Source organism: Eikenella sp. NML070372 (genome assembly GCF_001648415.1).
In the GTDB taxonomy this organism is placed as follows: Bacteria; Pseudomonadota; Gammaproteobacteria; order Burkholderiales; family Neisseriaceae; genus Eikenella; species Eikenella exigua.
The window spans coordinates 925,745-948,923 of the sequence record NZ_LXSN01000004.1 but is presented as its reverse complement, the minus strand read 5'-3'; the positions used below and the strand labels follow the sequence as shown (position 1 = coordinate 948,923).

22 protein-coding genes are annotated in these 23,179 nt (G+C 57.1%); 12 read left to right on the top strand and 10 right to left on the bottom strand.

The annotated features are described in order from the left end of the window. The first annotated feature begins 88 nt into the window (after positions 1–88). Both A7P97_RS06350 and A7P97_RS06345 read left to right on the top strand, forming a co-directional pair. Complete coding sequence (locus A7P97_RS06350; RefSeq protein ID WP_067530837.1) at positions 89–1,579, top strand: subtype B tannase; 1,491 nt, start codon at positions 89–91, stop codon at positions 1,577–1,579. A 168-nt stretch (positions 1,580–1,747) separates the two neighbouring features. Further along, a complete protein-coding gene (locus A7P97_RS06345; protein WP_067530836.1) occupies positions 1,748–3,085 on the top strand; it encodes an NCS2 family permease in 1,338 nt (445 codons plus the stop codon). Positions 3,086–3,471: 386 nt separating this feature from the next. Here A7P97_RS06345 and A7P97_RS06340 read toward each other — a convergent pair whose 3' ends face one another. Next, complete coding sequence (locus A7P97_RS06340; RefSeq protein WP_067530835.1) at positions 3,472–3,837, bottom strand: hypothetical protein; 366 nt, start codon at positions 3,835–3,837, stop codon at positions 3,472–3,474. A 150-nt stretch (positions 3,838–3,987) separates the two neighbouring features. On the opposite strand from A7P97_RS06340, the gene A7P97_RS06335 reads away from it, so the two are divergent. After that, the gene (locus A7P97_RS06335) at positions 3,988–4,362 is read left to right on the top strand and encodes a hypothetical protein (RefSeq protein ID WP_067530834.1); all 375 of its coding nucleotides are present in this window, start codon (positions 3,988–3,990) and stop codon (positions 4,360–4,362) included. Positions 4,363–4,553: 191 nt separating this feature from the next. Here the strand turns inward: A7P97_RS06335 and A7P97_RS06330 are convergent, their stop codons facing one another. The 3 genes from A7P97_RS06330 to ruvA form a co-directional block, all read right to left on the bottom strand. Beyond that, positions 4,554–5,963 carry a leucyl aminopeptidase gene (locus A7P97_RS06330; RefSeq protein ID WP_067530833.1) on the bottom strand — a complete coding sequence of 470 codons (1,410 nt, stop codon included), beginning with the start codon at positions 5,961–5,963 and terminating at the stop codon, positions 4,554–4,556. Between the two features lie 131 nt (positions 5,964–6,094). Next, positions 6,095–6,709 (bottom strand): nicotinate (nicotinamide) nucleotide adenylyltransferase, encoded by a 615-nt coding sequence (gene nadD / locus A7P97_RS06325; protein WP_067530832.1) that lies wholly within the window; start codon positions 6,707–6,709, stop codon positions 6,095–6,097. A gap of 165 nt (positions 6,710–6,874) precedes the next feature. After that, positions 6,875–7,456 (bottom strand): Holliday junction branch migration protein RuvA, encoded by a 582-nt coding sequence (gene ruvA / locus A7P97_RS06320; RefSeq protein WP_067530831.1) that lies wholly within the window; start codon positions 7,454–7,456, stop codon positions 6,875–6,877. Positions 7,457–7,553: 97 nt separating this feature from the next. Here ruvA and A7P97_RS06315 point away from each other — a divergent pair, with 97 nt between their 5' ends. Both A7P97_RS06315 and glmS read left to right on the top strand, forming a co-directional pair. Further along, entirely contained in the window at positions 7,554–8,033 is a 480-nt protein-coding gene (locus A7P97_RS06315) for a NemA protein (protein ID WP_082887619.1), read from the top strand. 112 nt (positions 8,034–8,145) lie between these two features. Beyond that, on the top strand, positions 8,146–9,987 hold the full coding sequence (gene glmS / locus A7P97_RS06310) for a glutamine--fructose-6-phosphate transaminase (isomerizing) (RefSeq protein WP_067530830.1): 1,842 nt from the start codon (positions 8,146–8,148) through the stop codon (positions 9,985–9,987). Positions 9,988–10,423: 436 nt separating this feature from the next. On the opposite strand, the gene asd is transcribed toward glmS, so the two are convergent. Beyond that, positions 10,424–11,542, bottom strand: coding sequence for an aspartate-semialdehyde dehydrogenase (gene asd / locus A7P97_RS06305; RefSeq protein ID WP_067530829.1), 1,119 nt, complete (start codon positions 11,540–11,542; stop codon positions 10,424–10,426). 196 nt (positions 11,543–11,738) lie between these two features. Between asd and gap the strand changes: the two genes are divergently transcribed. Continuing rightward, entirely contained in the window at positions 11,739–12,767 is a 1,029-nt protein-coding gene (gap, locus tag A7P97_RS06300; RefSeq protein WP_067447143.1) for a type I glyceraldehyde-3-phosphate dehydrogenase, read from the top strand. A gap of 285 nt (positions 12,768–13,052) precedes the next feature. Here the strand turns inward: gap and A7P97_RS06295 are convergent, their stop codons facing one another. Beyond that, complete coding sequence (locus tag A7P97_RS06295; protein ID WP_067530828.1) at positions 13,053–13,532, bottom strand: peptidylprolyl isomerase; 480 nt, start codon at positions 13,530–13,532, stop codon at positions 13,053–13,055. Positions 13,533–14,071: 539 nt separating this feature from the next. Then, positions 14,072–15,298 (bottom strand): aspartate kinase, encoded by a 1,227-nt coding sequence (locus tag A7P97_RS06290; RefSeq protein ID WP_067530827.1) that lies wholly within the window; start codon positions 15,296–15,298, stop codon positions 14,072–14,074. Between the two features lie 341 nt (positions 15,299–15,639). Between A7P97_RS06290 and A7P97_RS06285 the strand changes: the two genes are divergently transcribed. Together A7P97_RS06285 and radA are read left to right on the top strand one after the other, a co-directional pair. Continuing rightward, complete coding sequence (locus A7P97_RS06285) at positions 15,640–16,251, top strand: class I SAM-dependent methyltransferase (protein ID WP_067530826.1); 612 nt, start codon at positions 15,640–15,642, stop codon at positions 16,249–16,251. 69 nt (positions 16,252–16,320) lie between these two features. Next, positions 16,321–17,700: a DNA repair protein RadA gene (gene radA / locus A7P97_RS06280; protein ID WP_067530825.1), complete on the top strand. Its 1,380-nt coding sequence runs from the start codon at positions 16,321–16,323 to the stop codon at positions 17,698–17,700. Between the two features lie 244 nt (positions 17,701–17,944). Here radA and gloA read toward each other — a convergent pair whose 3' ends face one another. Beyond that, positions 17,945–18,340 carry a lactoylglutathione lyase gene (gene gloA, locus A7P97_RS06275; protein WP_067531017.1) on the bottom strand — a complete coding sequence of 132 codons (396 nt, stop codon included), beginning with the start codon at positions 18,338–18,340 and terminating at the stop codon, positions 17,945–17,947. Between the two features lie 209 nt (positions 18,341–18,549). Here gloA and A7P97_RS06270 point away from each other — a divergent pair, with 209 nt between their 5' ends. Both A7P97_RS06270 and A7P97_RS06265 read left to right on the top strand, forming a co-directional pair. Beyond that, positions 18,550–19,260: a YafY family protein gene (locus A7P97_RS06270; protein ID WP_067530824.1), complete on the top strand. Its 711-nt coding sequence runs from the start codon at positions 18,550–18,552 to the stop codon at positions 19,258–19,260. Between the two features lie 119 nt (positions 19,261–19,379). Next, positions 19,380–19,973: a glutathione S-transferase family protein gene (locus A7P97_RS06265; RefSeq protein ID WP_067530823.1), complete on the top strand. Its 594-nt coding sequence runs from the start codon at positions 19,380–19,382 to the stop codon at positions 19,971–19,973. A 66-nt stretch (positions 19,974–20,039) separates the two neighbouring features. Here A7P97_RS06265 and A7P97_RS06260 read toward each other — a convergent pair whose 3' ends face one another. Together A7P97_RS06260 and A7P97_RS06255 are read right to left on the bottom strand one after the other, a co-directional pair. Beyond that, complete coding sequence (locus tag A7P97_RS06260; protein WP_067530822.1) at positions 20,040–20,702, bottom strand: M23 family metallopeptidase; 663 nt, start codon at positions 20,700–20,702, stop codon at positions 20,040–20,042. 301 nt (positions 20,703–21,003) lie between these two features. Further along, positions 21,004–21,411 carry a nuclear transport factor 2 family protein gene (locus A7P97_RS06255; protein ID WP_067531016.1) on the bottom strand — a complete coding sequence of 136 codons (408 nt, stop codon included), beginning with the start codon at positions 21,409–21,411 and terminating at the stop codon, positions 21,004–21,006. Between the two features lie 190 nt (positions 21,412–21,601). Here A7P97_RS06255 and A7P97_RS06250 point away from each other — a divergent pair, with 190 nt between their 5' ends. Together A7P97_RS06250 and murI are read left to right on the top strand one after the other, a co-directional pair. Then, on the top strand, positions 21,602–22,081 hold the full coding sequence (locus A7P97_RS06250) for an FxsA family protein (protein WP_067530821.1): 480 nt from the start codon (positions 21,602–21,604) through the stop codon (positions 22,079–22,081). A 115-nt stretch (positions 22,082–22,196) separates the two neighbouring features. Then, entirely contained in the window at positions 22,197–23,012 is an 816-nt protein-coding gene (murI, locus tag A7P97_RS06245) for a glutamate racemase (RefSeq protein WP_003821951.1), read from the top strand. Positions 23,013–23,179: the final 167 nt, after the last annotated feature.

Below are 23,179 nucleotides of genomic sequence, written 5' to 3'. Positions count from 1 at the left end.
CCGTCATCTTTCGGAGACTCGTTTTCAGGTAGCCTGTTAGCATTTTAGGCGTACAATCACGCTTTTCGAGCATGTAGAAAGGGATGACATGATGAAATTCAAACCCACCCTGTTGGCCGGTATCTTGGCGTTGGCTTGCGGCAGCGGCATGGCGCAAACCGTGCAGGCCGGCCAAGTACATAGCCTCGATTTCCGCACTCAAACCTACACCCGCCAAAGCACCGTAGTAAACGGCCAAACGATAGCCTATCGTGCCTATGAAAATATCGTGTATGTAGCTAATCCGGCCGACAGTGCTTATCAAACCATCAATATCTACATCCCTGAAGCCTATTTCGGCGGTGGCAGCATCAACGGCTACACCGCGCAAACCGCGCCCATCTTCCTGCCCAATCAAATCGGCGGCTATATGCCGGCCAAAGCCGGTGTGCCGGGGAAGGGTGGTTTCGGCCCAAGCAAAGAAGGGCAGGTTGACGCCATGCAGGTTGCTTTGGCCAGAGGCTATGTGGTGGCCTCGCCCGGTGCGCGCGGCCGCACCGCCGCCACCGGCAAAGCGCCTGCCGCGATTGTTGATTTGAAAGCAGCCGTGCGTTACCTGCGTTTCAACGATGCGGTGATGGCCGGTGATGCCGAAAAAATCATCTCCAACGGCACCAGCGCGGGCGGTGCCCTATCTGTGTTGCTCGGTGTCAGCGGTAATCAGGCCGACTACGAGCCCTATCTGCAACAACTTGGTGCCGCTCCGGCCAAAGACCATATTTTCGCCGTTTCCGCCTATTGCCCGATTTCCATTTTAGATCATGCCGATGCTGCCTATGAATGGCAGTTTAATGGTGTGAATGACTACCAAAAAATGGATATTTCGATGATCGATTACCATGTTGAACGCAAATTGGTAAACGGTACGCTCACCAACGAGCAAATCCAAATTTCAGGTAGCCTTAAAGCCCAATTCCCAGCCTATGTGAACAGCCTGCGCCTGCGTGATCCGCAAGGCCGGGCACTGCGGTTAGATGCGCAGGGTAATGGCAGCTTTAAAAACTATGTTGCCTCCTTCCTGCGCCGTTCCGCCCAAAGCCAGCTGGATGCAGGTAAAGACTCGAGCAGCCGCAACTGGCTCACTATCCGCAACGGCAAAGTGAGTGCCGTAGACTTTGCCGCCTATGTCCGCGCCACCGGCCGCCAGAAAACCCCGCCCGCTTTCGATGCGTTGGATTTGAGCAGTGGCGAAAACCAACTGTTCGGCACCGCCACCACCGACAAACAACACTTCACCGCCTTCTCCTACCAACACCGCGCCAATGCGCAAGCCACCTTGGCCGACCCGCAGACGGTGAAGCTGATGAACCCGATGCACTACATTAGCCGCCACACCGCGCCACAGCATTGGCGCATCCGCGTTGGCACGGCCGATAGCGATACCTCGCTGGCCATAGCCGCCATCCTCACCGCCAAGCTGCAAAACAGCGGCAAACGGGTGGACTTCGCATTGCCGTGGGACGTACCGCACAGCGGCGATTACGACTTAGACGAACTGTTTGATTGGATGGATAAAACCGTACGCCGGCCGCGCGGCTAACCACAGAGGCTACCTGAAAATCCGTTTTGTAACAGCATGTCTTCATTTTGTTTTCAGATAGCCTAGCCTTTTATCGTGTCCAACTGGTAAACAGATGAGGCTACCTGAAAGATACTGAGCGTAGTAGAACCGTAACGAACAACTTTTCCCAACCCAACCCGAAATATCATGCAATCCTTTCTAGACCGTTATTTCAAACTTTCCGAAAACAAAACCACCATCCGCACCGAGCTGATGGCAGGGCTCACCACCTTCCTCACCATGTGCTACATCATCGTGGTGAATCCGCACACCCTGTCGCAGGCGGGGATGGATTTCGGCGCGGTATTTGTGGCTACCTGTATTTCTGCCGCCATCGGCTGCCTGATTATGGGCGCATTGGCCAATTATCCGATTGCGCTGGCGCCCGGTATGGGGCTGAATGCCTATTTCACCTTCAGCGTGGTCAAAGGCATGGGCGTGCCGTGGCAGGTGGCGCTGGCGGCGGTGTTTGTATCCGGCATCATCTTTATTTTGTTCAGCTTTTTGAAAGTGCGCGAAATGCTGGTGAACGCGCTGCCGATGAGCCTGAAAATGGCGATTGCCGCCGGCATCGGCCTGTTTTTGGCGCTGATTGCGCTCAAAGGCTCGGGCGTGGTGGTGGGTAATGAGGCCACGCTGGTGCACATGGGCGAATTCCGCCTGCCGGTAGAAGGGCAGCCGGGCGTGTATACGCCGAATTGGCCGATGCTCTTGGCGCTGCTGGGCTTTTTCATCATCGTGGTGCTGGATTATTTCCGCGTGCGCGGCGCCATTATCATCGGCATTTTGGGCGTTACCCTGCTGGCGGTGCCACTGGGGCTGACCCGCTTCGAGCGCGTGGTGTCGGCCATTCCCAGCATGGCGCCCACCTTTATGCAGATGGATTTCAACCATCTGTTTTCAGGTAGCCTGATTGCGGTGATTTTCGTATTTTTCCTAGTGGATTTGTTTGATAGCACCGGCACGCTGGTGGGCGTGGCGCACCGTGCCGGCCTGTTGGAAAACGGCAAGCTGCCGCGCTTGAAAAAAGCCCTGTTTGCCGATTCCGTGGCCATCGTGGCTGGGGCGGCTCTGGGCACTTCCTCTACCACGCCTTATGTGGAAAGCGCCTCCGGCGTGGCTGCGGGCGGCCGCACCGGGCTTACTGCCGTTACCGTGGGCGTGCTGATGCTCGCCTGCCTGTGGTTTTCACCGCTGGCCGAAGCCGTGCCCGCCTTCGCCACCGCGCCGGCACTGTTGTATATCGGCATCCACATGATGCGCTCGGCCACGGAAATCGACTGGAACGACATGACTGAAGCCGCACCCGCCTTTCTCACCATGGTGTTTATGCCGTTTTCCTATTCGATTGCCGACGGTATCGCCATGGGCTTCATCAGCTATGCCTTGGTGAAACTGTGCTGCGGCCGATCCCGCGATGTACCGCCGATGGTGTGGGGTGTAGCCGTATTGTGGGCATTGAAATTCTGGTTCTTAGGCGCATAAGGCAGGTTTGAATATTGGAGAGAAAAGGCTACCTGAAAAATTTCAGGTAGCCTTTTTGTATGTGTGGCAGAAATGAGAATGCGGGGGCGCTGCTGGTGGGTTTGCGCCCGTTTGGGGTGCGCTGGCTTGAAATGGCTGATGGAAAGTTTGCGGTTCAGGATAGAAAGACTACCTGAAAACATTTTGCTAATAGTCAAGAAGCTACCTGAAAGATCTAGCTTGGTTGAAGCTATGCTTTCAGGTAGCCTGTTTTTATAGCCTTGTATAGCCAATCAACTTAACTTCCAATACCGCGTTGGCTCATCTTGCCGTACTAGCTGTACTGCCTGCAGCTCGCCGCCTTGTATCGATTGTCATTTAATTGGCTATAGCCACATCTGTCTGAATCAATCATAACGGCGGCACTGAATATCCGAATCCGTGCAGAAAATCGCATTTTGCTCAGCCTGGCAGGCGCGGCGGACTTGGGCGCGGGCAAGGCCTTCATTGTGGCTGGTGGCCTCATAGGTTTTGCGGAACGGGGTAACGCTGCACACATAAGCAGTATTGCGGCCTGCCCGGTGTTCAATGATGACTTCGCGCACGCCGCTGTTGCGGGCAGACTGATTGCGCTCCAGCACGGCAATACGCGCTTCCAAACTGGCAATGCGCCGCTCTAGCGTGCTAATACGCGCGGCATCATCGGCCGGTGCGGCATAGAGCGCAGTGGGCAGGGCGGAGAGGGCAAGTAGGATGGGAAGTAGTTTTTTCATGAAAATCCTTGAGTTGTGAAGGAAGTTATATTTCAGGTAGCCTTTCGAAGATGGGATACTACCTGAAAAATGGAAAATAAAACAGAGTGGGTATAAATAAATGAGTTTAGTGTTTTCCTGGCATGGGAGAATTGAAGCCACCCTACCGGTTTGGGCAACGCTTCAGTTTGGCAGGCGGCGGCCGGGGCATTGTGTCATTTCTTTGCCGGTTTGGTCGTCGATTTGGGTTTGAAGCATGGTGTCGGTGTCAAGGCTGTCGATGTGCGGAGTGATGGTTTTGTCCTGGTGATCACTATCGAGGATGATGGCGATGCGGTGCTCTATGTTGCGGAGCTCAGGATCGTTGCCGATGGTTTGGCGGATGGCAGCATCGTGCTGCAGGCGGGCATGGCTGCTATTCCAGATGAAGGTTGGAGTGTCGTTGGACAGTTAGGTGCCGTTGTCGCTTTGTTGGGAACCGAAGTTGAGGCCTTAGCGGCGGAAGGTATAGTCGCCGATGCAGCCGGCGTGGTGGTTGAGGCGTAGGGTGAGACTGTCGGTAACGGTGGCGTAGATGTCGGGGTATTCAGTGATGCAGCGCCAGTGGCCGCCGAGTTGGGCTTCGCTGATAGGTGCAGCATGGGCGGCACTGAGGATAAGGTTGGTTTGGTGGGAGTTAGGTTTCAGGTAGCCTGCTTCTTGCCACAGCAGGCTACCTGAAACTTATGGCTGCTGCTTTACACGCCGGCTAGGTTGCAGAGGTATTGCCATAAGAGCGGAACGGGGCGGCCGGTGGCGCCTTTTTCTTTGCCGGATTTCCAGGCAGTGCCGGCGATGTCGAGGTGCGCCCAGGTTTGCTCTTTGGTGAAGTGGGCGAGGAAGGCGGCGGCGGTGAGGGTGCCGGCGGGGCGGCCGCCGATATTTTGCAGGTCGGCAAAGTTGGATTTGAGCTGCTCACTGTATTCTTCAAACAAGGGCAGCTGCCAGGCTTTGTCGCCGCTTTGGCGGGCAGCTTCGAGCAGGCTGTCAGCCAGTTCCTGATTGTTGGCCACCAGGCCGCTGGCGGCGCTGCCCAGCGCAATCACGCAGGCGCCGGTGAGGGTGGCCACGTCGATGAGGGCGGCGGGCTTGAATTGGGCGGCGTAGGTGAGGGCGTCGCACAGGATCAGGCGGCCTTCGGCATCGGTGTTGAGGATTTCGATGGTGGTGCCGTCCATGGCGGTTACGATGTCGCCGGGCTTGTTGGCGGCGGCATCGGGCATGTTTTCGCAGGCGGGGGCAACGGCGATGAGGTTGATGGGTAGTTTGGCGCGGGCGGCGGCAATGAAGGTGCCGATTACGCTGGCAGCGCCGCACATATCGAATTTCATTTCGTCCATTTCGGCACCGGGCTTGAGGGAAATGCCGCCGCTGTCGAAGGTTACGCCTTTGCCCACCAGCACGACGGGCGCGGCGTTTTTATCGGGCGCGCCGAAGTAGGAAAGCTCGATTAAGCGCGGCTCTTGGGCACTACCTTTTGCTACCGACCAGAACGAGCCCATGTGTTCGCGGATGTAGTCGGCACCGAGGATTTTGGCAGCCGCTCCGGCGGCTTGAGCTTCGGCGCGAGCGGTATCGGCCAAATAGGCGGGTGTGCAGATGTTGCCGGCGGTGTTGCCGAGGTCTTTGCACAGCTTGATGCCGTACAGCAGGGCTTGGGCGCGGCCGAGTGCATCTTGGGCGGATTGGTCGGCTGCGGGAGCGTAGAAATCGGCTTGTTGCAAGGCAGCGGGTTTGGCGGTTTTTTTGAATCGGTCGAAACGGTATACGGCTTCGCCCAGCGCGGTAGTGAGTACATTGAGAGCATCGGCCAATTCGGTGGCGGAGAAGGCGCTTAAGTCAATGGCGAGCGCGGGCTGTTTCTGCACCCAGCCGGCGGCGTGGCGGAAAGCTTTGGCCAGCGTGTCGCGCCCTGTGTTGTCGAGCTTGAGCACGGCGGTGTCGGCAAAGCCGCCGTTAGCGGGAGTGCGGGCGGCGGTGAAAGGTTCGCTTTCGGTGAGCGTGCCGTAGAGCAGGGCGGCGGTTTCATCGGCCGGGGAGTCGGTGCACAAAAACAGGCGGGCGTCTTGGCCGGCGGACAGGGAGGTAGAGTGGAGGTGGAATTGCATGTTGATCCTTGAAGCTTGAGTAGGGTGGAAAACGGGTGGTATTTTATCGCTTGACGCGGGGAAAAGGCTACCTGAAAACGGTGTGGAGAAAATTTCAGGTAGCCTTTGCTTTCGAAAGAGGCTACCTGAAGTTATACGCCGGTATGGCAATACAGTTGGTGTTGCCGGATGTAGCCGAGCACGGCGGGTGGGATGTCGGGGCTGGTGTGTCCGGTGGCGAGCTGTTGGCGGATTTGGCTGGAGCTGATGGGCAGTGGGGCGGCTTGCAGGATGTGCAGGCGGCCTTGAGGTAGGGTTTCGGCCAGCCAGGTTTGCAGCTGGGCAGGAGCTTGGGCGAGGCTGCTGCCGGGGCGGGGGGCGGTGGCAATACGGCATTGGCGCACGAGATTTTGCCAACGGTGCCAGGTGTGCAGTTGCAGCAGGCTGTCCATGCCGATGAGCAGCCAGAGTTCGGCGGCGGGGAAGTGTTGGCGGAAGATTTGTACGGTGTCGTGGGTGTAGGTGGCGCTTTGGCGGACGATGTCGCAGTCGCTCACGGCGAGGCGGGAATCGGCTTGGGCGGCGATTTCGGCCATAGCTAGGCGGTGGTGGGCGGCGGTGCGGGGGGTGGTTTTGTGGTAGGGGTCGCCGGCGGGCAGGAGGATGACGCTTTCTAAATCCAGCTCGTCGGCAAAGCTGCGGGCGATGTGCAGGTGGCCGTTATGGATGGGGTCGAAGGTGCCGCCGAAGAGGCCGATACGGGGCATGGTGGGGTTCCTTTGCGGTGGTTTTCAGGTAGCCTTTGGGTGGGCGGCGCCAATTAGCTTAACTTTTGCTATGGCATTGGCTCGCCTTGTTTGGGCAGTGTGTTAATTTGCCATAAAGGGGCTACCTGAAAATGTTTCGCTAAATTTCAGGTAGCCTTTATCTGTTTATTTCAGCAGGTTTTTCAGGGCTAAGCGCACGCCTTCGCCCACTTCGGTGCTGGGCGGGATGCCTTTGGCAGCGGCGCGGGCTTCTTTTTCGTTGTAGCCCAGGGCGAGCAGGGTGCTGACGATGTCTTCGCTGCTGTCGCCTGCCTGGGCGGCGGTCTGGGCTTGTGCACTGCCGGAGGCGGTGAGTTTGCCGCGCAGTTCGAGCACCATGCGTTCGGCGGTTTTCTTGCCGATGCCGGGGGCGGAGGAGAGGCGTTTGATGTCTTCGGCGGCGATGGCGGCGGCAAGCTCGTCGGCACTCATGGCGGAGAGGATACCGAGCGCGGTTTTGGTGCCGATGCCGCTCACTTTGATGAGCTGGCGGAAGGTGTTGCGTTCGTTGCGGCTGCCGAAGCCGAAGAGGAGGTGGGCATCTTCGCGCACGATGAGCTGAGTGTAGAGCGAGACGGTTTCGCCAACGGGGGGCAGGGTGTAGAAGGTTTGCATGGAAACGTCGGTTTCGTAGGCAACGCCGTTTACGTCGATAACGATTTGCGGGGGGAAGGCTTCGATGAGTTTGCCGGTGAGCTTGCTGATCATGGGATGAGGCTACCTGAAAAATGGGAAGAGGGGCATTATATCGGTTTATTCAAACGGGTTATAATCGGGCATTGATTTTGATTGGGTTTAAGGGGGAATGATGATGAAAAAACGGAATTTTGCGGCTGCCGCCTGCGTTGCATTGTTGGCCGGCTGTTCGGGCAGCAATGTGCTACTGGGCTTGGGCTTTGCCGGCCGCCATCTTGGCTTGGGCACGGGCTTGAGTATTCCGGTGGGCAGCCGGAATAATGGCAGCAATGTGCAGGATTTGGGCGGTTTACGCATTATTGAGGAGCAGGTGGTCACGTATTTCGATGCGCAGGGCAAGGCGGTGCCAAACGAAGTGAAGGGCGGCTACTACCGCCAGCTGCTGAGCCGCCAGGGCAGGGGTTATTTGGTGCAGGATTTTTACGAGAGCGGGCAGAAGCGCAGCGATGCCATGCTGCTCACCCGCGAGAGCCTGTATGATTTCCGCGCCCATCCGCAAAACGGGGTGCTTACCACTTATGCCATCAACGGCAATATTTTGTATCAGCAGAATTTTAGGAACGGTAAGATGGTGTCGGCTTCGTATTAAAACAAGCAATATTGGCGAATCGGGCTGCCTGGATGGCAGCCTGGTTTGCTATAATCTGCCCGATTTTTTGCCGCTTCGGCGGCTGGCAACCAAATAATAGAAGGGCTTTGCAATGTGCGGTATTGTGGGCGCGGTGCGCGCCAAGCAGAATGTGGTGGATTTTCTTACCGACGGCCTGAAGCGGTTGGAGTATCGGGGTTATGATTCTTCCGGTATTGCGGTAGGCACGGAGCAGGGCATGATTGAGCGCGTGCGCCGTGTGGGCCGTGTGCAGCAAATGGAAGACGCGGCCAAGGCAGCCGGCTTATGTGGCTACATCGGCATCGGCCACACCCGCTGGGCGACGCACGGCGGCGTAACCGAGCCCAATGCGCATCCGCATATTTCAGGTAGCCTGATTGCGGTGGTGCACAACGGCATCATCGAAAATTTCGAGGAAGAGCGCGCCCGCCTGCAAGGCTTGGGCTATGTGTTTGAATCGCAAACCGACACCGAAGTGATTGCCCACAGCATACACTACGAATACACCGCCAACGGGCACCAGCTGTTTGCTGCCGTGCAGGCTGCCTGTGCACGGTTTCATGGCGCATATGCGATTGCCGTGATGGCGCAGGATAAACCGGCAGAATTGGTGGTGGCACGCATGGGCTGCCCGCTCTTGGTGGCCTTGGGCGAGGGTGAAACCTTTGCTGCATCAGATGTTTCTGCCGTAGTGGCCTTCACGCGCCGCATCGTGTATCTGCAAGACGGCGACATTGCCGAATTAGGCAGCGAAGGCATCCGCCGCCTCGTCGACCACAGCGGGCAGGAAGCCAAACGCGAAGTGCGCGTGTCCGAGCTGTCGCTTACTTCACTGGAGCTGGGTCCTTACAGCCACTTCATGCAGAAGGAAATTAACGAGCAGCCCAAGGCGATTGCCGATACCGCCGAAGTATTCCTCGGCGGCGGCTTCGAGCCGGAAAACTTCGGTGCCAAAGCGCGAGAAGTGTTTGAACACATCCGCAGCATCAAAATCTTGGCCTGCGGCACTTCCTACTACGCCGCGCTCACTGCCAAATACTGGCTGGAAGCCATCGGCAGAGTGCCGACTGATGTGGAAATCGCCAGCGAATACCGCTACCGCGACGTGATTGCCAGCCCCGACCAGCTGGTGATTACCGTATCCCAATCCGGCGAAACGCTGGATACCATGGAAGCCTTGAAATATGCACAAGCACTGGGGCAGAGGCACAGCCTTTCCGTGTGCAACGTGATGGAATCCGCCCTGCCGCGCGAGAGCGAACTGGTGCTCTACACCCGCGCCGGCGTGGAAATCGGCGTAGCCTCCACCAAAGCCTTTACCACCCAGCTGGTGGTGCTGTTCGGGCTGGCGGTTACCTTGGGCAAAATGCGCGGACATGTATTTGAGCAGCAGGCACAGTCTTATATGGAAGAGTTGCGCCAGCTGCCCGGCAGCATCCAACATGCGCTCAACCTCGAGCCGCAGATTGCCGCTTGGGCACAAAAATTCGCCGAGAAAAACAGTGCCCTGTTTTTAGGGCGCGGCATCCACTACCCCGTGGCCTTGGAAGGCGCGCTGAAACTCAAAGAAATCACTTATATCCATGCCGAAGCCTACCCCGCTGGTGAGCTCAAACACGGCCCTTTGGCGCTGGTGGACGCGAATATGCCCGTGGTGGTGATTGCGCCGAACGACAGCCTGCTGGATAAAGTGAAAGCCAATATGCAGGAAGTGGGCGCGCGCGGCGGCGAGTTGTTTGTGTTTACCGATTTGGACAGCAACTTCCAGCCCAGCCCCAATGTGCACATCATCCGCACTCCGCGCCACGTGGGCGTGCTCTCGCCGATTGTACACACCATCCCCGTGCAGCTTCTGGCCTACCACGCCGCCTTGGTGCGCGGCACGGATGTGGACAAACCGCGTAATCTGGCCAAATCGGTAACGGTGGAGTAGCGTTGCTGGAATGAAAAAAGGCTACCTGAAAGTTTTGGGCTTTCAGGTAGCCTTTGGTTTGAGGGGTAGACATGAGGTGTCGCTGATTAAGGTTAAATCCGGATAAGGCGATGGGTCGCAGGTAATACAGCTAATACGGTAAAGTGAGCCAATGTATCTAACAGGCCGTGTTGCATGGAGGGGTGAGGCTGGGTAGTTCGTTGGGCAGTAGCTGATGCTGTGGCAAAATGCTTGTGTTAGTGTGTGGTGAGACGACGCTAACAACGGCTAACTAGGCTGGAAATGTTAGGTTTTATGAGGCGGAATACGGGGAGTGTTAGGCTGGTAAATCAGGGAGGAGGATTGATTTGTTGTGATCGAAATGGCGGGGGCAGCAAACAGGCTACCTGAAAATTTTCAGGTAGCCTGTGTTTGTCGGATTGAGGTTGAGAAACAATCAATCCAAATTGCCCAATACGATGTGCAGGATACGGCGGATCGGTTCGGCCGCGCCCCAGAGCAGTTGGTCGCCCACGGTGAAGGCGCTGATGTATTCGCCGCCCATGGCGAGCTTGCGGATGCGGCCTACGGGCACGGTGAGCGTGCCGGTAACGGCGGCGGGGGTGAGCTCGTGCATACTGGCTTCTTTGGTGTTGGGCACAACTTTCACCCAATCGTTGGTGCCGGCGAGCAGGCTTTCGATTTCGGATACGGGCAGATCCTGTTTCAGCTTCAGGGTGATGGCCTGGCTGTGGCAGCGCATGGCGCCGATGCGTACGCACAAGCCTTCCACGATGGTGGGGCGGCTGCCGCCGAGGATTTTGTTGGTTTCAACGTCGCCTTTCCATTCTTCTTTGGATTGGCCGTTGCCTAAGTCTATGTCGATCCACGGAATCAGGCTGCCGGCCAGCGGCACGCCGAAGTTGGCTTTGGGGTAGTCGGGCGAGCGCAGGAAGTCGGATACTTTGCGGTCGATATCGAGGATGGCGCTGGCGGGGTCGGCCAGTTCGGCGGCCACTTTGCTGTGGATGGCGCCCATGCCGCTGATGAGTTCACGCATATTTTTGGCACCTGCGCCGGAGGCGGCTTGGTAGGTCATGCTGGAAGCCCACTCCACCAGGCCATTTTGGAACAAGCCACCCAGGGCCATCAGCATCAGGGAAACGGTGCAGTTGCCGCCGATGTAGTTTTTCACGCCGTTTTGCAGGGCAGCATCGATTACGTTGCGGTTTACCGGGTCGAGCACGATTACAGCATCGTCGTTCATGCGCAGGGCGGAGGCGGCATCGATCCAGTAGCCGTTCCAGCCGGATTCGCGCAGTTGGGGATAAACGGATTTGGTGTAGTCGCCGCCTTGGCAGGTAACGATGATGTCCATTTTGGCCAGTTCGGCGGGGTTGTTGGCATCAAGCAGGGTTTTGGTGGCCTGGCCGAAATCGGGGGCATTGCCGCCTACGTTGGAGGTGGTGAAGAAATAGGCTTCGGGGATGTGGGTGAAATCGTTTTCTTCGCGCATACGCTGCATCAAAACTGAGCCGACCATGCCGCGCCAGCCGACAAATCCTACTTTTTGCATAACTGTTCCTTGACGGTAAAGAAGTGTGAATGAAATGATACTGCCTTTTTAACCCTGCGGCGGGGAAAAGTAAAGGGGGGTAGAACAGCGAGGGGTGGGTTTTCACCAGCAAAGCCGCTATAATACGATTCGTTATTTTGTGTCTGCCCGGGCTGTTTGGCGCGGGGTTTTCTTAGAACCTACGAAAGGTGTAAATATGAGTTTGAAGATTGCCATCAACGGCTATGGCCGCATCGGCCGCCAAGTGTTGCGCGCTATTTACGAATACGGCTTGCGCGACCAGTTTGAAGTCGTCGCCATCAATACCGGTGGCGATTTACAAACCAACGTTCACCTGACCAAATTCGATACAGTGTACGGCCGCTTTGCCGCCGAGGTGTCGCACAACGAAACCCATTTGATTGTGAACGGCGACAAAATCCGCTTCTTGTCTCAGCGTGATCCGGCCGATCTGCCGTGGAAAGAGCTGGGTGTGGATTTGGTGTTGGAGTGTACCGGTGCCTTTACCAGCAAAGAGAAAAGCTCGGCACACATCAAAGCTGGTGCGAAAAAAGTGCTGATTTCCGCGCCTGGCGGTGATGATGTAGACGCCACCATCGTATACGGTGTGAACCACCAAGTACTCACGCCCGGGATGACCGTTGTATCCAATGCTTCCTGCACTACCAACTGCCTGGCACCCGTGGCCAAAGTGCTGGCCGATGGCATGGGCATTGCCAAAGGCTTGATGACCACCATCCACGCTTTTACCAACGACCAAGTGCTCACCGACGTGTGCCACAAAGACCTGCGTCGCGCCCGCAGCGCAGTGGAAAACATGATTCCTACCAAAACCGGCGCTGCCAAAGCCGTGGGCTTGGTGCTGCCCGAGCTCAAAGGCAAGCTCGACGGCTTCGCCGTACGCGTGCCCACCATCAATGTTTCGCTGGTGGATTTAACCTTTGAAGCCGGCCGCGATACCAGCGTGGAAGAAATCAACGCACTAGTGAAAGCCGCCAGTGAGGGCGATCTGAAAGGCGTGCTGGGCTACAACACCCTGCCGCTGGTATCTTCCGACTTCAACCACACCACCCAGGCTTCTGTATTTGACAGCACGCTGACTAAAGTTTCCAACGGCAATATGGTGAAAGTGTTGTCTTGGTATGACAACGAATGGGGCTTCTCTTGCCAGATGCTGAACACCGCCCGCGCGATGTTCGGGATGCCGGTGCGCCCGTTTGAGTAATGCTTGTTTGTGATGTGAAAGGCTACCTGAAAGGTTTCAGGTAGCCTTTTGTGTGGTATGTTGGTTATCGGTCGGCTTTGCTATGCCAATATTTTGTTTGGCTTGCTTCAGGTAGCCTAAAAGATTTCAGGCTACCTGAAAGTGCGGTTTCAACGAAGTTAAAACGAAGTACAGCGGAGTTTCTGCGAAGCTAAAGTTTACGGCCTCCAACTTTGAAAGAAAAAACAGGCGGGCTGCCTATTGTGGCAACTTGTGGCAACCCGCCTGTTTGTACGAATACGGTAGTTAGTGGTGATGGCCGTGTGTACCATGGGCATGGCCGTGGGCGAGTTCTTCGGCGGTAGCGGGGCGGATTTCGGCTACTTTGCCTTTAAAACGCAGTTTCATGCCGGCCAGCGAGTGGTTGCCATCCACCACGGCTTTGCCGTCAGCAATGTCGGTTACGCGGTAAACTAGGGTGTCACCGGTTTCGGGGTCGTCGGCTTCAAACATCATGCCCACTTCCACTTCCACGGGGAAGACGTTGAGCGGCTCAAGGCGCACCAATTCGGGGTCTTGCTCGCCGAATGCATCATCGGGGGAAAGGGTTACGTCCACTTCTTCACCCACGGTCTTGCCGTGCAACGCTTCTTCCACCAGCGGGAAAATGCCGTCGTAACCGCCATGCAGGTAGGCGATGGGCTCTTCTGTTTTGTCGATTAGCTGGTTGTTGGTATCAAACATTTCGTAATGCAGAGTTACTACGGTGTCTTTTTCGATGTTCATGGCAAGTCTTTCCTGCTTGGGGACGGTTAGGAAAATACTATTTTACTGCATTGCAAGGTTTAGGCAATGTGGCAGTAGCTTGGGCGTGGTAGGAGGAAATTTGCCGACACTCTGTGTTTGTTTGTATACGCAGTGGTGGAACGGTTGAGGTTAAATGGCGGAGGTGGCCTAGGTGTGGAGGATTGCGGTTTGGTTGGGGGTGTTGTTTTCTGTTGATTTATTTTAGGTTTTGTTGTGTTTGGGTAGGTTGGCTGGCGGTGTGTGGAAACAACGGAAGGGTTTTCAGGTAGCCTTTGTGGCGACGGGGATAGAGTGGTTTGTGAATATGGATAGTTTACAAAAAGATAAAATTTTTTTACTCGGAATACGGGCTAGGGCGGATAAATAAAAGGTCGGCATAGCAACGCCAACTTACTCTTGCCACGTTTTAGTTGTGTTTTCAGGTAGCCTCTCCTCCTAAAGGCTACCTGAAAATGAAAATTTGGTTTTTACAAGGTAAAAAAAATACCCCGTGCCGGAGGGGCTGCGGGGTAGGGCGGTTATTGCTGACGGTCGAGGCCGAAGGCTTTGTGCAGCACGCGGGTGGCGAGTTCGAGGTATTTTTCGTCGATCAACACGGAAACTTTGATTTCGGAAGTGGAAATCAGTTGGATATTGATGTTTTCCTCGGCCAGGGTGCGGAATATTGTGGCGGCCACATCGCTGTGCGAGCGCATGCCGATGCCGACGATGGAAACTTTGCACACGGTGTCGTCGCCGTGGATATCGGATGCGCCAACACTTTCCCGCACACTTTGCAAAAGCTCAAGCGTGTGGCGGTAGTCACCGCGCGATATGGTGAAGGAAAAATCGGTGGTGCCTTCTTCACCGGCGTTTTGGATAATCATGTCCACTTCAATATTGGCGGCGGAAATTGTGTCCAAAATCTGATAGGCGATACCAGGCTTGTCGGGAACGCCGCGCACGTTGATGCGGGCTTGGTTTTTGTCGAATGCGATACCGGATACAATGGCTTTTTCCATGTTGGGGTCTTCCTCGTAAGTAATCAGGGTGCCTTCGCCGCCATCGGTGAGGCTGCTCAATACGCGCAGGCGCACTTTGTATTTGCCGGCAAATTCTACCGAGCGGATTTGCAGCACTTTGCTGCCCAGGCTCGCCAATTCGAGCATTTCTTCAAATGATACGGTGTTCATGCGCCGCGCTTCGGGCACCACGCGCGGGTCGGTAGTGTAAACGCCGTCCACATCGGTGTAGATTTGGCATTCGTCCGCTTTGAGTGCGGCGGCCAGCGCCACGGCGGAAGTATCGGAACCGCCGCGCCCCAGCGTGGTGATGTTGCCTTCGGCGTCTACGCCTTGGAAACCGGCCACAATCACTACTTTGCCTGCCGCTAAACCGGCACGCATTTTGCTGTCGTCGATGTATTCGATGCGGGCTTTGGTGTGGGAATTATCGGTTTGCACCAACACCTGCCAGCCGGTGTAGCTCTTGGCCGGAATGCCGATTTCCATCAGTGCCATGGCCAAAAGGCCGATGGTTACCTGCTCGCCGGTGGCCAATACCACATCCATTTCGCGTGGGTCGGGAAACTCCTGGATTTCGTGCGCCAACGCCACCAGGCGGTTGGTTTCGCCGCTCATGGCGGACACCACCGCCACCACGTCGTGCCCTTCGGCACGGGCACGGGCAATGCGTTTGGCCACATTCTTAATGCGATCGGGGCTTCCTACTGAAGTCCCGCCATATTTCTGTACCAATAAAGCCATTTGCTTGAATACTCTCTTTACTTTTGAAGCCAATCCGTATCACACATGGCAACGGATTGGCCGAAAATTGGGAAGTGGACAGTTTGCCGATATATCAGGCAGAGCGGCATTATTGCCAGTTCGGCATAAAAAAACAAGCCTCACATCGCCGCAGCCGTGCCATTACCTAGGGGCACGGCAGTATTCGCGGCAGAACTTTTCCCTTGTTGAGCCAACCGCCGCGCAAAGGGTTTGCTACAATCCGTCTGCCCGAATACGCAAACGGTTACCTGAAAACAAATTGTCTGCCTCTATTTTCAGGTAGCCCCAACCCACATCAAGGCTACCTGAAAAAAACTACCATGCTCCGCACCCTCAAAACCATCTGGCACGGCCTCACTGCTAAAGGCGCGCTCTTCCCCCACCAGCTCGCCTTCACCCTGCTCATCCCCCTGCGCAACTGGGCGCTTTCCCCCGCTGAGCTGGTGCGCCGGCTCGAGTTGCAGCCGCAACAGCGAATTCTCGAAGTGGGCTGCGGGTCGGGCTATTTCAGCCCCGCACTCGCTCGTGCCGTGCCGCAGGGCAGCTTGGTGTTGGCCGACATTCAGCCCGAAATGCTGGCCAAGGCACGGCAACGGCTGGAAAAACGCCATATTACCAATGCCGAATACCACCTGTGCAGCGGCAGCAGCTTTCTCTTTGCCAGAGGCTCGTTTCACCGCATCGTACTGGTAACCGTTTTAGGCGAAGTGGCCGACCAAGCGGCCTACCTCGCCGAATTCCACCGCTTGCTCGCTCCAGACGGGCTGCTTTCCATTTCCGAAGCCGCCGGAGATGCGGATAAACTCAGCCGCACCGAGCTTATCCAATTGCTCGAGCAATACGGCTTCTCTCCCGTGCAACAATTCGGCAACGAGCGCAACTACACGCTGAATTTCGGCAAAACAGATTTGAGCTTGGCAGAAACCCGCTGAGCTTTCAGGTAGCCTTATCCAATAGCTAAAAGGCTACCTGAAAATAAAAGATACAAGGAAAACAATATTATGGCCAAAGCCCCCAAAACCGTCTACACCTGCACAGAATGCGGCGGCACCGTGCCCAAGTGGCAGGGCAAATGCCCGCACTGCGGCGAGTGGAACACCTTGCAGGAAGGTCTGGCCGCGCCCGAGCCGAAAAATGCCCGCTTTCAGTCTTGGGCGGCGGACACCTCGCAAGTGCAGGAACTCTCCAAAGTAACCGCCGCCGAAGTGCCGCGCGAGCCCACCGGCATGGGCGAACTCGACCGCGTGCTCGGCGGCGGGTTGGTGGACGGCGCGGTGATTCTGCTGGGCGGCGACCCGGGCATCGGCAAGTCCACGCTGCTGCTGCAAACCGTTGCCTTGATGGCGAAAAAACGCAAAGTGCTGTATGTGTCGGGCGAGGAATCGGCGCAACAGGTCGCCCTGCGCGCGCAGCGGCTGGGGCTGGATGCGGACGGCGTGCACCTGCTGGCGGAAATCCGTTTGGAAGCGGTGCAGGCTGCTTTGAAGCAGTACCAGCCCGCCGTGGTGGTAATCGACTCGATTCAAACCATGTATTCCGACCAGATTACCTCCGCGCCCGGCTCCGTGTCGCAGGTGCGCGAGTGCGCCGCCCAGTTCACCCGCATGGCTAAGCAGATGGGCATCGCCATGATTTTTGTCGGCCACGTCACCAAAGACGGCGCGATTGCCGGCCCGCGCGTGCTCGAGCATATGGTGGATACCGTGCTGTATTTTGAAGGCGACCAGCATTCCAACTACCGCATGATTCGCGCCATCAAAAACCGCTTCGGCGCGGCCAACGAGCTGGGCGTGTTCGCCATGCTGGAAAACGGCCTCAAAGGCGTATCCAACCCCTCCGCCATCTTCCTCGCCAGCTACCGCGACGACGTGGCCGGCTCGTGCGTGCTGGTGACGCAGGAAGGCAGCCGCCCGCTGCTGGTGGAAATTCAAGCGCTGGTGGACGACGCGCACGGCTTCACGCCCAAGCGGCTCACCGTCGGCCTCGAACAAAACCGCCTCGCCATGCTCTTGGCCGTGCTCAACCGCCACGCCGGCATCGCCTGCTTCGACCAAGACGTGTTCATCAACGCGGTGGGCGGCGTGAAAATCAGCGAGCCGGCGGCGGATTTGGCGGTGATTTTGGCGATGGTGTCCAGCTTCCGCAACAAGCCGCTGCCTGAAAAAATGGTGGCCTTCGGCGAAGTCGGCCTGAGCGGCGAAGTGCGCCCCGTGGCACGCGGGCAGGAGCGGCTGAAAGAGGCGGAAAAACTCGGCTTCAAACGCGCCATCGTGCCCAAAGCCAACCTGCCGCGCAGCAAAAAAGAATTTGCCGGGCTGGAAATCTTCGGCGTGGAACGGCTGGACGAGGCGGTGAGGTTGTGCAGGGATTTGGCGGAGTGAGGGAGCAGGCTGCCTAGAAAATAGAGATATAGCAGATTCACTTAACTTCCGATACGGCGTTGTCTTGCCTTGCCTCCTTTCTGTACTGTCTGCGGCTCGCTGCTTTGTATTGAAATTTAATTGAATCTACTATGGGATGGGCAATTGTTGCCTGCATGTTTGGTGTTTTTGCGGCCGTCTGAAACCGATCATTGAAAAGGCTACCTGAAAAATTCAGGTAGCCTTTATTATTTTGCCGATTGCCTTAATCTTCACGGCCGTGTTTTTGGATGAATTCGATTTTGTAGCCGTCCGGGTCTTCCACGAAGGCGATAACGGTGTTGCCGTGTTTCATCGGGCCGGCTTCGCGCACCACTTTGCCGCCTTTGGCGCGCACGGCATCACAGGCGGCGTAGGCGTCTTCCACTTCGATGGCGATGTGGCCGTAGGCATTGCCGAGGTCATAGCTTGCGGTATCCCAGTTGTGGGTAAGTTCAAGCACGGCAGTCTCGTCTTTGCTGCCGTAGCCGACGAAGGCAAGAGTGAAGCGGCCTTCGGGGTAGTCTTTGCGGCGCAGAAGTTTCATGCCAAGCACTTCTTGGTAGAAGGCGAGGGAGGCTCCGAGGTTGCCGACGCGTAGCATGGTGTGGAGGAGTCGCATGGTTTGTCCTTGGTAGGTGTTGGCTAGGGAAGCGGATTGTAGCAGGTTCACGGCGGGCTGCGGAGCTTGAGGTTGCCTGAAATGACGGAGCCTGATTTCATATAGCCTCTTGCCGCGATTGTTTGCAAACGCGGTATCATCTCTATTATTTTCAGGTAGCCTCCCATTCAAACCGTCAGGCTACCTGAAAAACCATCCGGAGATTCATCATGTCCAGCCGTACCGACCGCCTGCTCAAACTCTTGCAGCTTCTGCGTGCCAGCCGCCATCCGAAAAGTGCGCGGCTGTTGGCGCAGGAGTTGGGCATCAGCGTGCGCTCGGTGTATCGCGATATCGATACCTTGCGCGGGCAGGGCGCGGTGATTGGCGGGGAAGCAGGCGTGGGCTTTGTGTTGCAGCAGGATTGCAATCTGCCGCCGCTGATGTTTAGTGAAAACGAGCTGGAAGCGCTGATGCTGGGCATGCGTTGGGCGGCGGTGCATGCCGATGGCGAAATGGCCGAGGCAGCGCGCTCGGTGCTGGGCAAGGTGCACGCGGTGTTGCCAACGCGCTTGGCCGAGCAGGCGGCGGCGCATGCGGTGTATCCGATGGGCGGCACGGCGTCTGGGGGCGGCGAAGCACAGGTGTTGGCGCTGGTGCGGCAGGCTTTGCGGCAGGAAACGGCGCTCAGCTTCGGCTATACGGATTTGCGCGGGCAGGCCAGCAGGCGCACGGTGTGGCCGGTGGCGCTGGGCTATTTGGATGAAGTGCGGCTGTTGGCGGCCTGGTGCACATTGCGGCAGGCATTCCGCCATTTCCGCTGCGACCGCATCAAGCAAGCCCAAATTGGTGCGGCCTATCCCATGCCGCACCGCCTGCTGCTGCAATGCTGGCGGCAGCAGGAAGGGCTGGATTTGAGCGCGTTTGATTTGAGCCGCTAGTGTTGATTTCGTTTCAGCTATAGCTTTGGCTGCTGACAAAAACTGACACAGCAATAGAGTATCATGGCTGCACTTCAGGCTACCTGAAAACACAATCAACTGTTTTAAAAGGAAATATCATGAACAAAATCACCCTTTATACCGTGCACCCTTCGCGCGGCAACAATGTGCGCTGGATGCTGGCCGAATGCGGCGCAGATTACGACACCGTGGCGCTGGATTACCCGCAGCTCAAAGGGGCAGACTATTTAGCCATCAATCCGATGGGCAAAGTGCCCGCCATCGCGCACGCCGGGCAAGTGATTACCGAGCTGCCCGCCATCCTCACTTATCTGGCCGAGCTGTTCACCGAAAAACGGCTGATCCCTGCCGCGGGCACGCCGGAGCGCGGGCAATACTACCGCTGGCTGTGGTTTGGCACGCAGCTTGAATACGCCATTCTCGACCGTTGGCAGCAAGTGCCGCAGAGCGAAGATCGACGCCGCGCTATCGGCTATGGCGATTTCGATACTGCGTTGCACACCCTGCAAACCCTGCTGGCCGACGGTCGCGAATACGCCGTGGGTCAGCACTTTAGCGCGCTCGATTTATACTTGAGCGGCCTCTTGGCCTGGGGCATGTTCCGCACCCAAGTGGTGCCAAACGTTGAGCCGTTTGCAAGCTATATGCAGCGTCATCTGCAACGGCCGGCAGCGCGGGCGGCTCAGGAGTAGGGCGCAGATGTGAAAAAGGCTACCTGAAAGCGTACGCTTTCAGGTAGCCTTTCATGTGTCAAACGTTTATTTCGGCAGGTAATCCATCGGATTGACGGCTCGGTTGTTTACGCGCACTTCGAAGTGCAGTTTCACACGGTCGGTGCCGCTGCTGCCCATGGTGGCGATGGTTTGCCCGGCAGATACCTGCTGGCCTTCGCGCACGCTGATTTGGCTGTTGTGCGCGTAGGCGGTGAGCATGCCGCCGGTGTGGTTGATGAGGATGAGCTTGCCGTAGCCGCGGATGCCTTCGCCCACGTAGCTCACGCGGCCGGGGGCAGCGGCTTTCACGGAGGTGCCGGTGTTGCCGGCGATGTCGATGCCTTTGCTGGAGGAGCCGTTAAACTGAGTGATGATTTCGCCCCGCACCGGCCATTGCAGGCTGCTGGGTGCGGCGCTGGGGCGTTCGGCTGGGGTGCGCGTTACCGTGCGGTTGGTGGTATTGCTGGCGGATGTGCTGCGGTTGTTGCCGCTGCCCACGCGCAATCGTTGGCCCACTTCGAGCTGGGAAGGGTTTTTCAGGTTGTTCCAGGCCATCAGGCGGGAGACGGGCTGGTTGAAGCGTCGGCTGATGCGGTAGAGCGTGTCGCCGCGCTGCACGCGGTAGTATCGATCGCCGGAGGATGTACCGGCGCAGGCGGCCAGGAAGGCAGTGCATAAGAGGGCGGTGCAGGCGGGGGAGAATTTCATGAAGCGCTCCGTGTAATGGGGCAGCTGGGCTACCTGAAAAATGAAAGGGATGCCTTTATCATACTATAGGATGCGGCTTGCTGTAAAAACGGCCGGGGCGGCGGGGCGGAGGAAATGAATGGTTGGCGTGCGGACATTTGGATTGCTTGAATTAATATCTAAACTGCGTTGAAACTAATGTTTTAGCTTCTTCAGTTCAGGTAGCCGGATTTCAAACTGCAAACGGCGGTAAACTTTGCTGCTGCCCGCTTGATTTTGCGCCCAGCGGGCAGATATAGGGATGGCCGTTGTGCCCTAAGGCTTAAGCTTTGGATAGTGCCGATTGAATCAGTATCTGTGTGCCGAACCAGCCCCAGTAGATACGGTGGCGCCAGATGAGGCCGTCTTTGAGCTGCATCAGCTCTAAAATGTCGATTTGTTCGCCCTCGGGCGTTTGGCGCGGGTATTCCCACACAAGGAGGCCGCCGCTGGCAAGGTATTGGCCGCTGCGATACCAGCGCACCAATTCGTTGGGGCGGCGGCGGGTGCCTTCTTCGAGGAAGCGGCCGATTTCGGCTTTGCCATGCAGCACGCCGCTGTTTTGATTAAGGATGATGGGCACCAACGGCGATTCGGGCTCGGCTGCTTCGTGATACAGGGCGAGCAGGGCGGCGGTGTTGCGGCTTTGGGCGGCTTCGTGCCATTGCTGGTAGATTTGTTCGGCGGTCATGATGTTTTTTTGTGTTGGATGCGGAAACCAAATGCTACGCTTGCTGATGCCCACAGGCTACCTGAAAATAAGCGAAGCGTATTTCGCTAAAATGAGCGAAGCAAATTTCGTTAAAACGATACCTTGGCATGGTTGAAGTTGAGTTTCTGCGAAGCTAAAATTATTTCTTTGTTTGAAAAGGAAAAAAACAATGCGTTACCTTGGAATTTGGCTCTTGCTGCTGGTGGGGGCGGAAGCGGCTTCGATTGTGATGGTGGCCGACCGGCTTGGTGGGATGCCCACGCTTTTGCTGATGGTGTTGTCGTTTATGGCCGGCATGGTGATGCTGCGCAACCTCGGTTTTTCTTCGGTGATGCTGGCCGGATCGCTGTTTAATAACCGTGGCGAGGTGTCGTTTTACCAATTGCTATGGCCGCTGCGCTATATTGTGGCGGCGCTGCTGTTGATGTCGCCCGGTTTTGTGTCCACCGCTTTGGCCTTGCTGCTGATGCTGCCGATTAAGGGCGGCCCGGCGGCGGTGCGGCCAAACCAAACGGGGCAGAACTACCGATCTTCCGGCTACGGTGCGGATGGCGACATCATCGACGGCGAGTTTGAAACCGTGCGCCCGCAAGAGGAGCGTGAAGCAACCCGCCTGCTGGAGCAGCATGATCACCAGCCGCCGCAATAAGGCTGATTCGCCTCAAAAGGCTACCTGAAAATCGAGACAAAGATTTCAGGTAGCCTTTCCCTTATCTGCCGCGCGTGTACAATATGCCTTTTCCCGCAACAGCAAACCCAGCAACATGAAACCGAACAGCCTCACGCAGCGCCCCATCGGCGTATTCGATTCCGGCGTCGGCGGGCTCACCGTGGTGCGCGCGCTGATGGAGCGGCTGCCCAACGAAAACATCGTTTATTTCGGCGACACCGCCCGCGTGCCCTACGGCGTGAAATCGCGCAGCACCATCGAAACCTACACCGCGCAAATCGTTGAATTCTTAATGCAGCACGACGTGAAAGCGCTGGTGATTGCCTGCAACACCATCGCCGCCGTGGCCGGTGCCAAAGTGCGGCAAACCGCCGGCGGCATGCCCGTGCTCGACGTGATTGCCGCCGGTGCGCAAGCCGCGCTGGCCACCAGCCGCAACGGCCGCATCGGCATCATCGCCACTTCCACCACCGTCAATTCCAACGCTTACGCCCGCGCCATCCACGCGCAAAACCCGCAGGCGCGCGTGCCCTCCCAAGCCTGCCCGCTGCTGGTGCCGCTGGTGGAAGAAGGCTGGCTCGAGCACGAAGTTACCCGCCTTACCGTGCGCGAATACCTCAAACCGCTGCTCGCCGAAGACATCGACACCCTCGTGCTCGGCTGCACCCACTACCCCCTGCTCAAACCTCTGCTGCAAAGCGAAGCCCCGCATCTGGCGCTGGTGGATTCCGCACTCACCACCGCCGAAGCCACCGCCGCCGCCCTCGCCGAAGCCGGCCTGCTCAACCCCAGCCAAACCCCAGCCGACTACCATTTCTACGTGAGCGACATCCCCCTGCGTTTCCAAACCATCGGCGAACGCTTCCTCGGCCGCAGCCTCGAGCAGATCGAAATGATGCGGCTGGGCTGAGATATTCAAATATTTTCAGGTAGCCTGAGTAACACCACAGGCTACCTGAAAAAGTGCAAGCTATTATCTTACGGTATCAATTGGGTTCAGGCAACTGCTTTGGATTTCAGGTAGCCTTTGCCATGTGTGTCCTGTTCCCCTTTGCGCCTCATGCCGGCGCGGTGCAC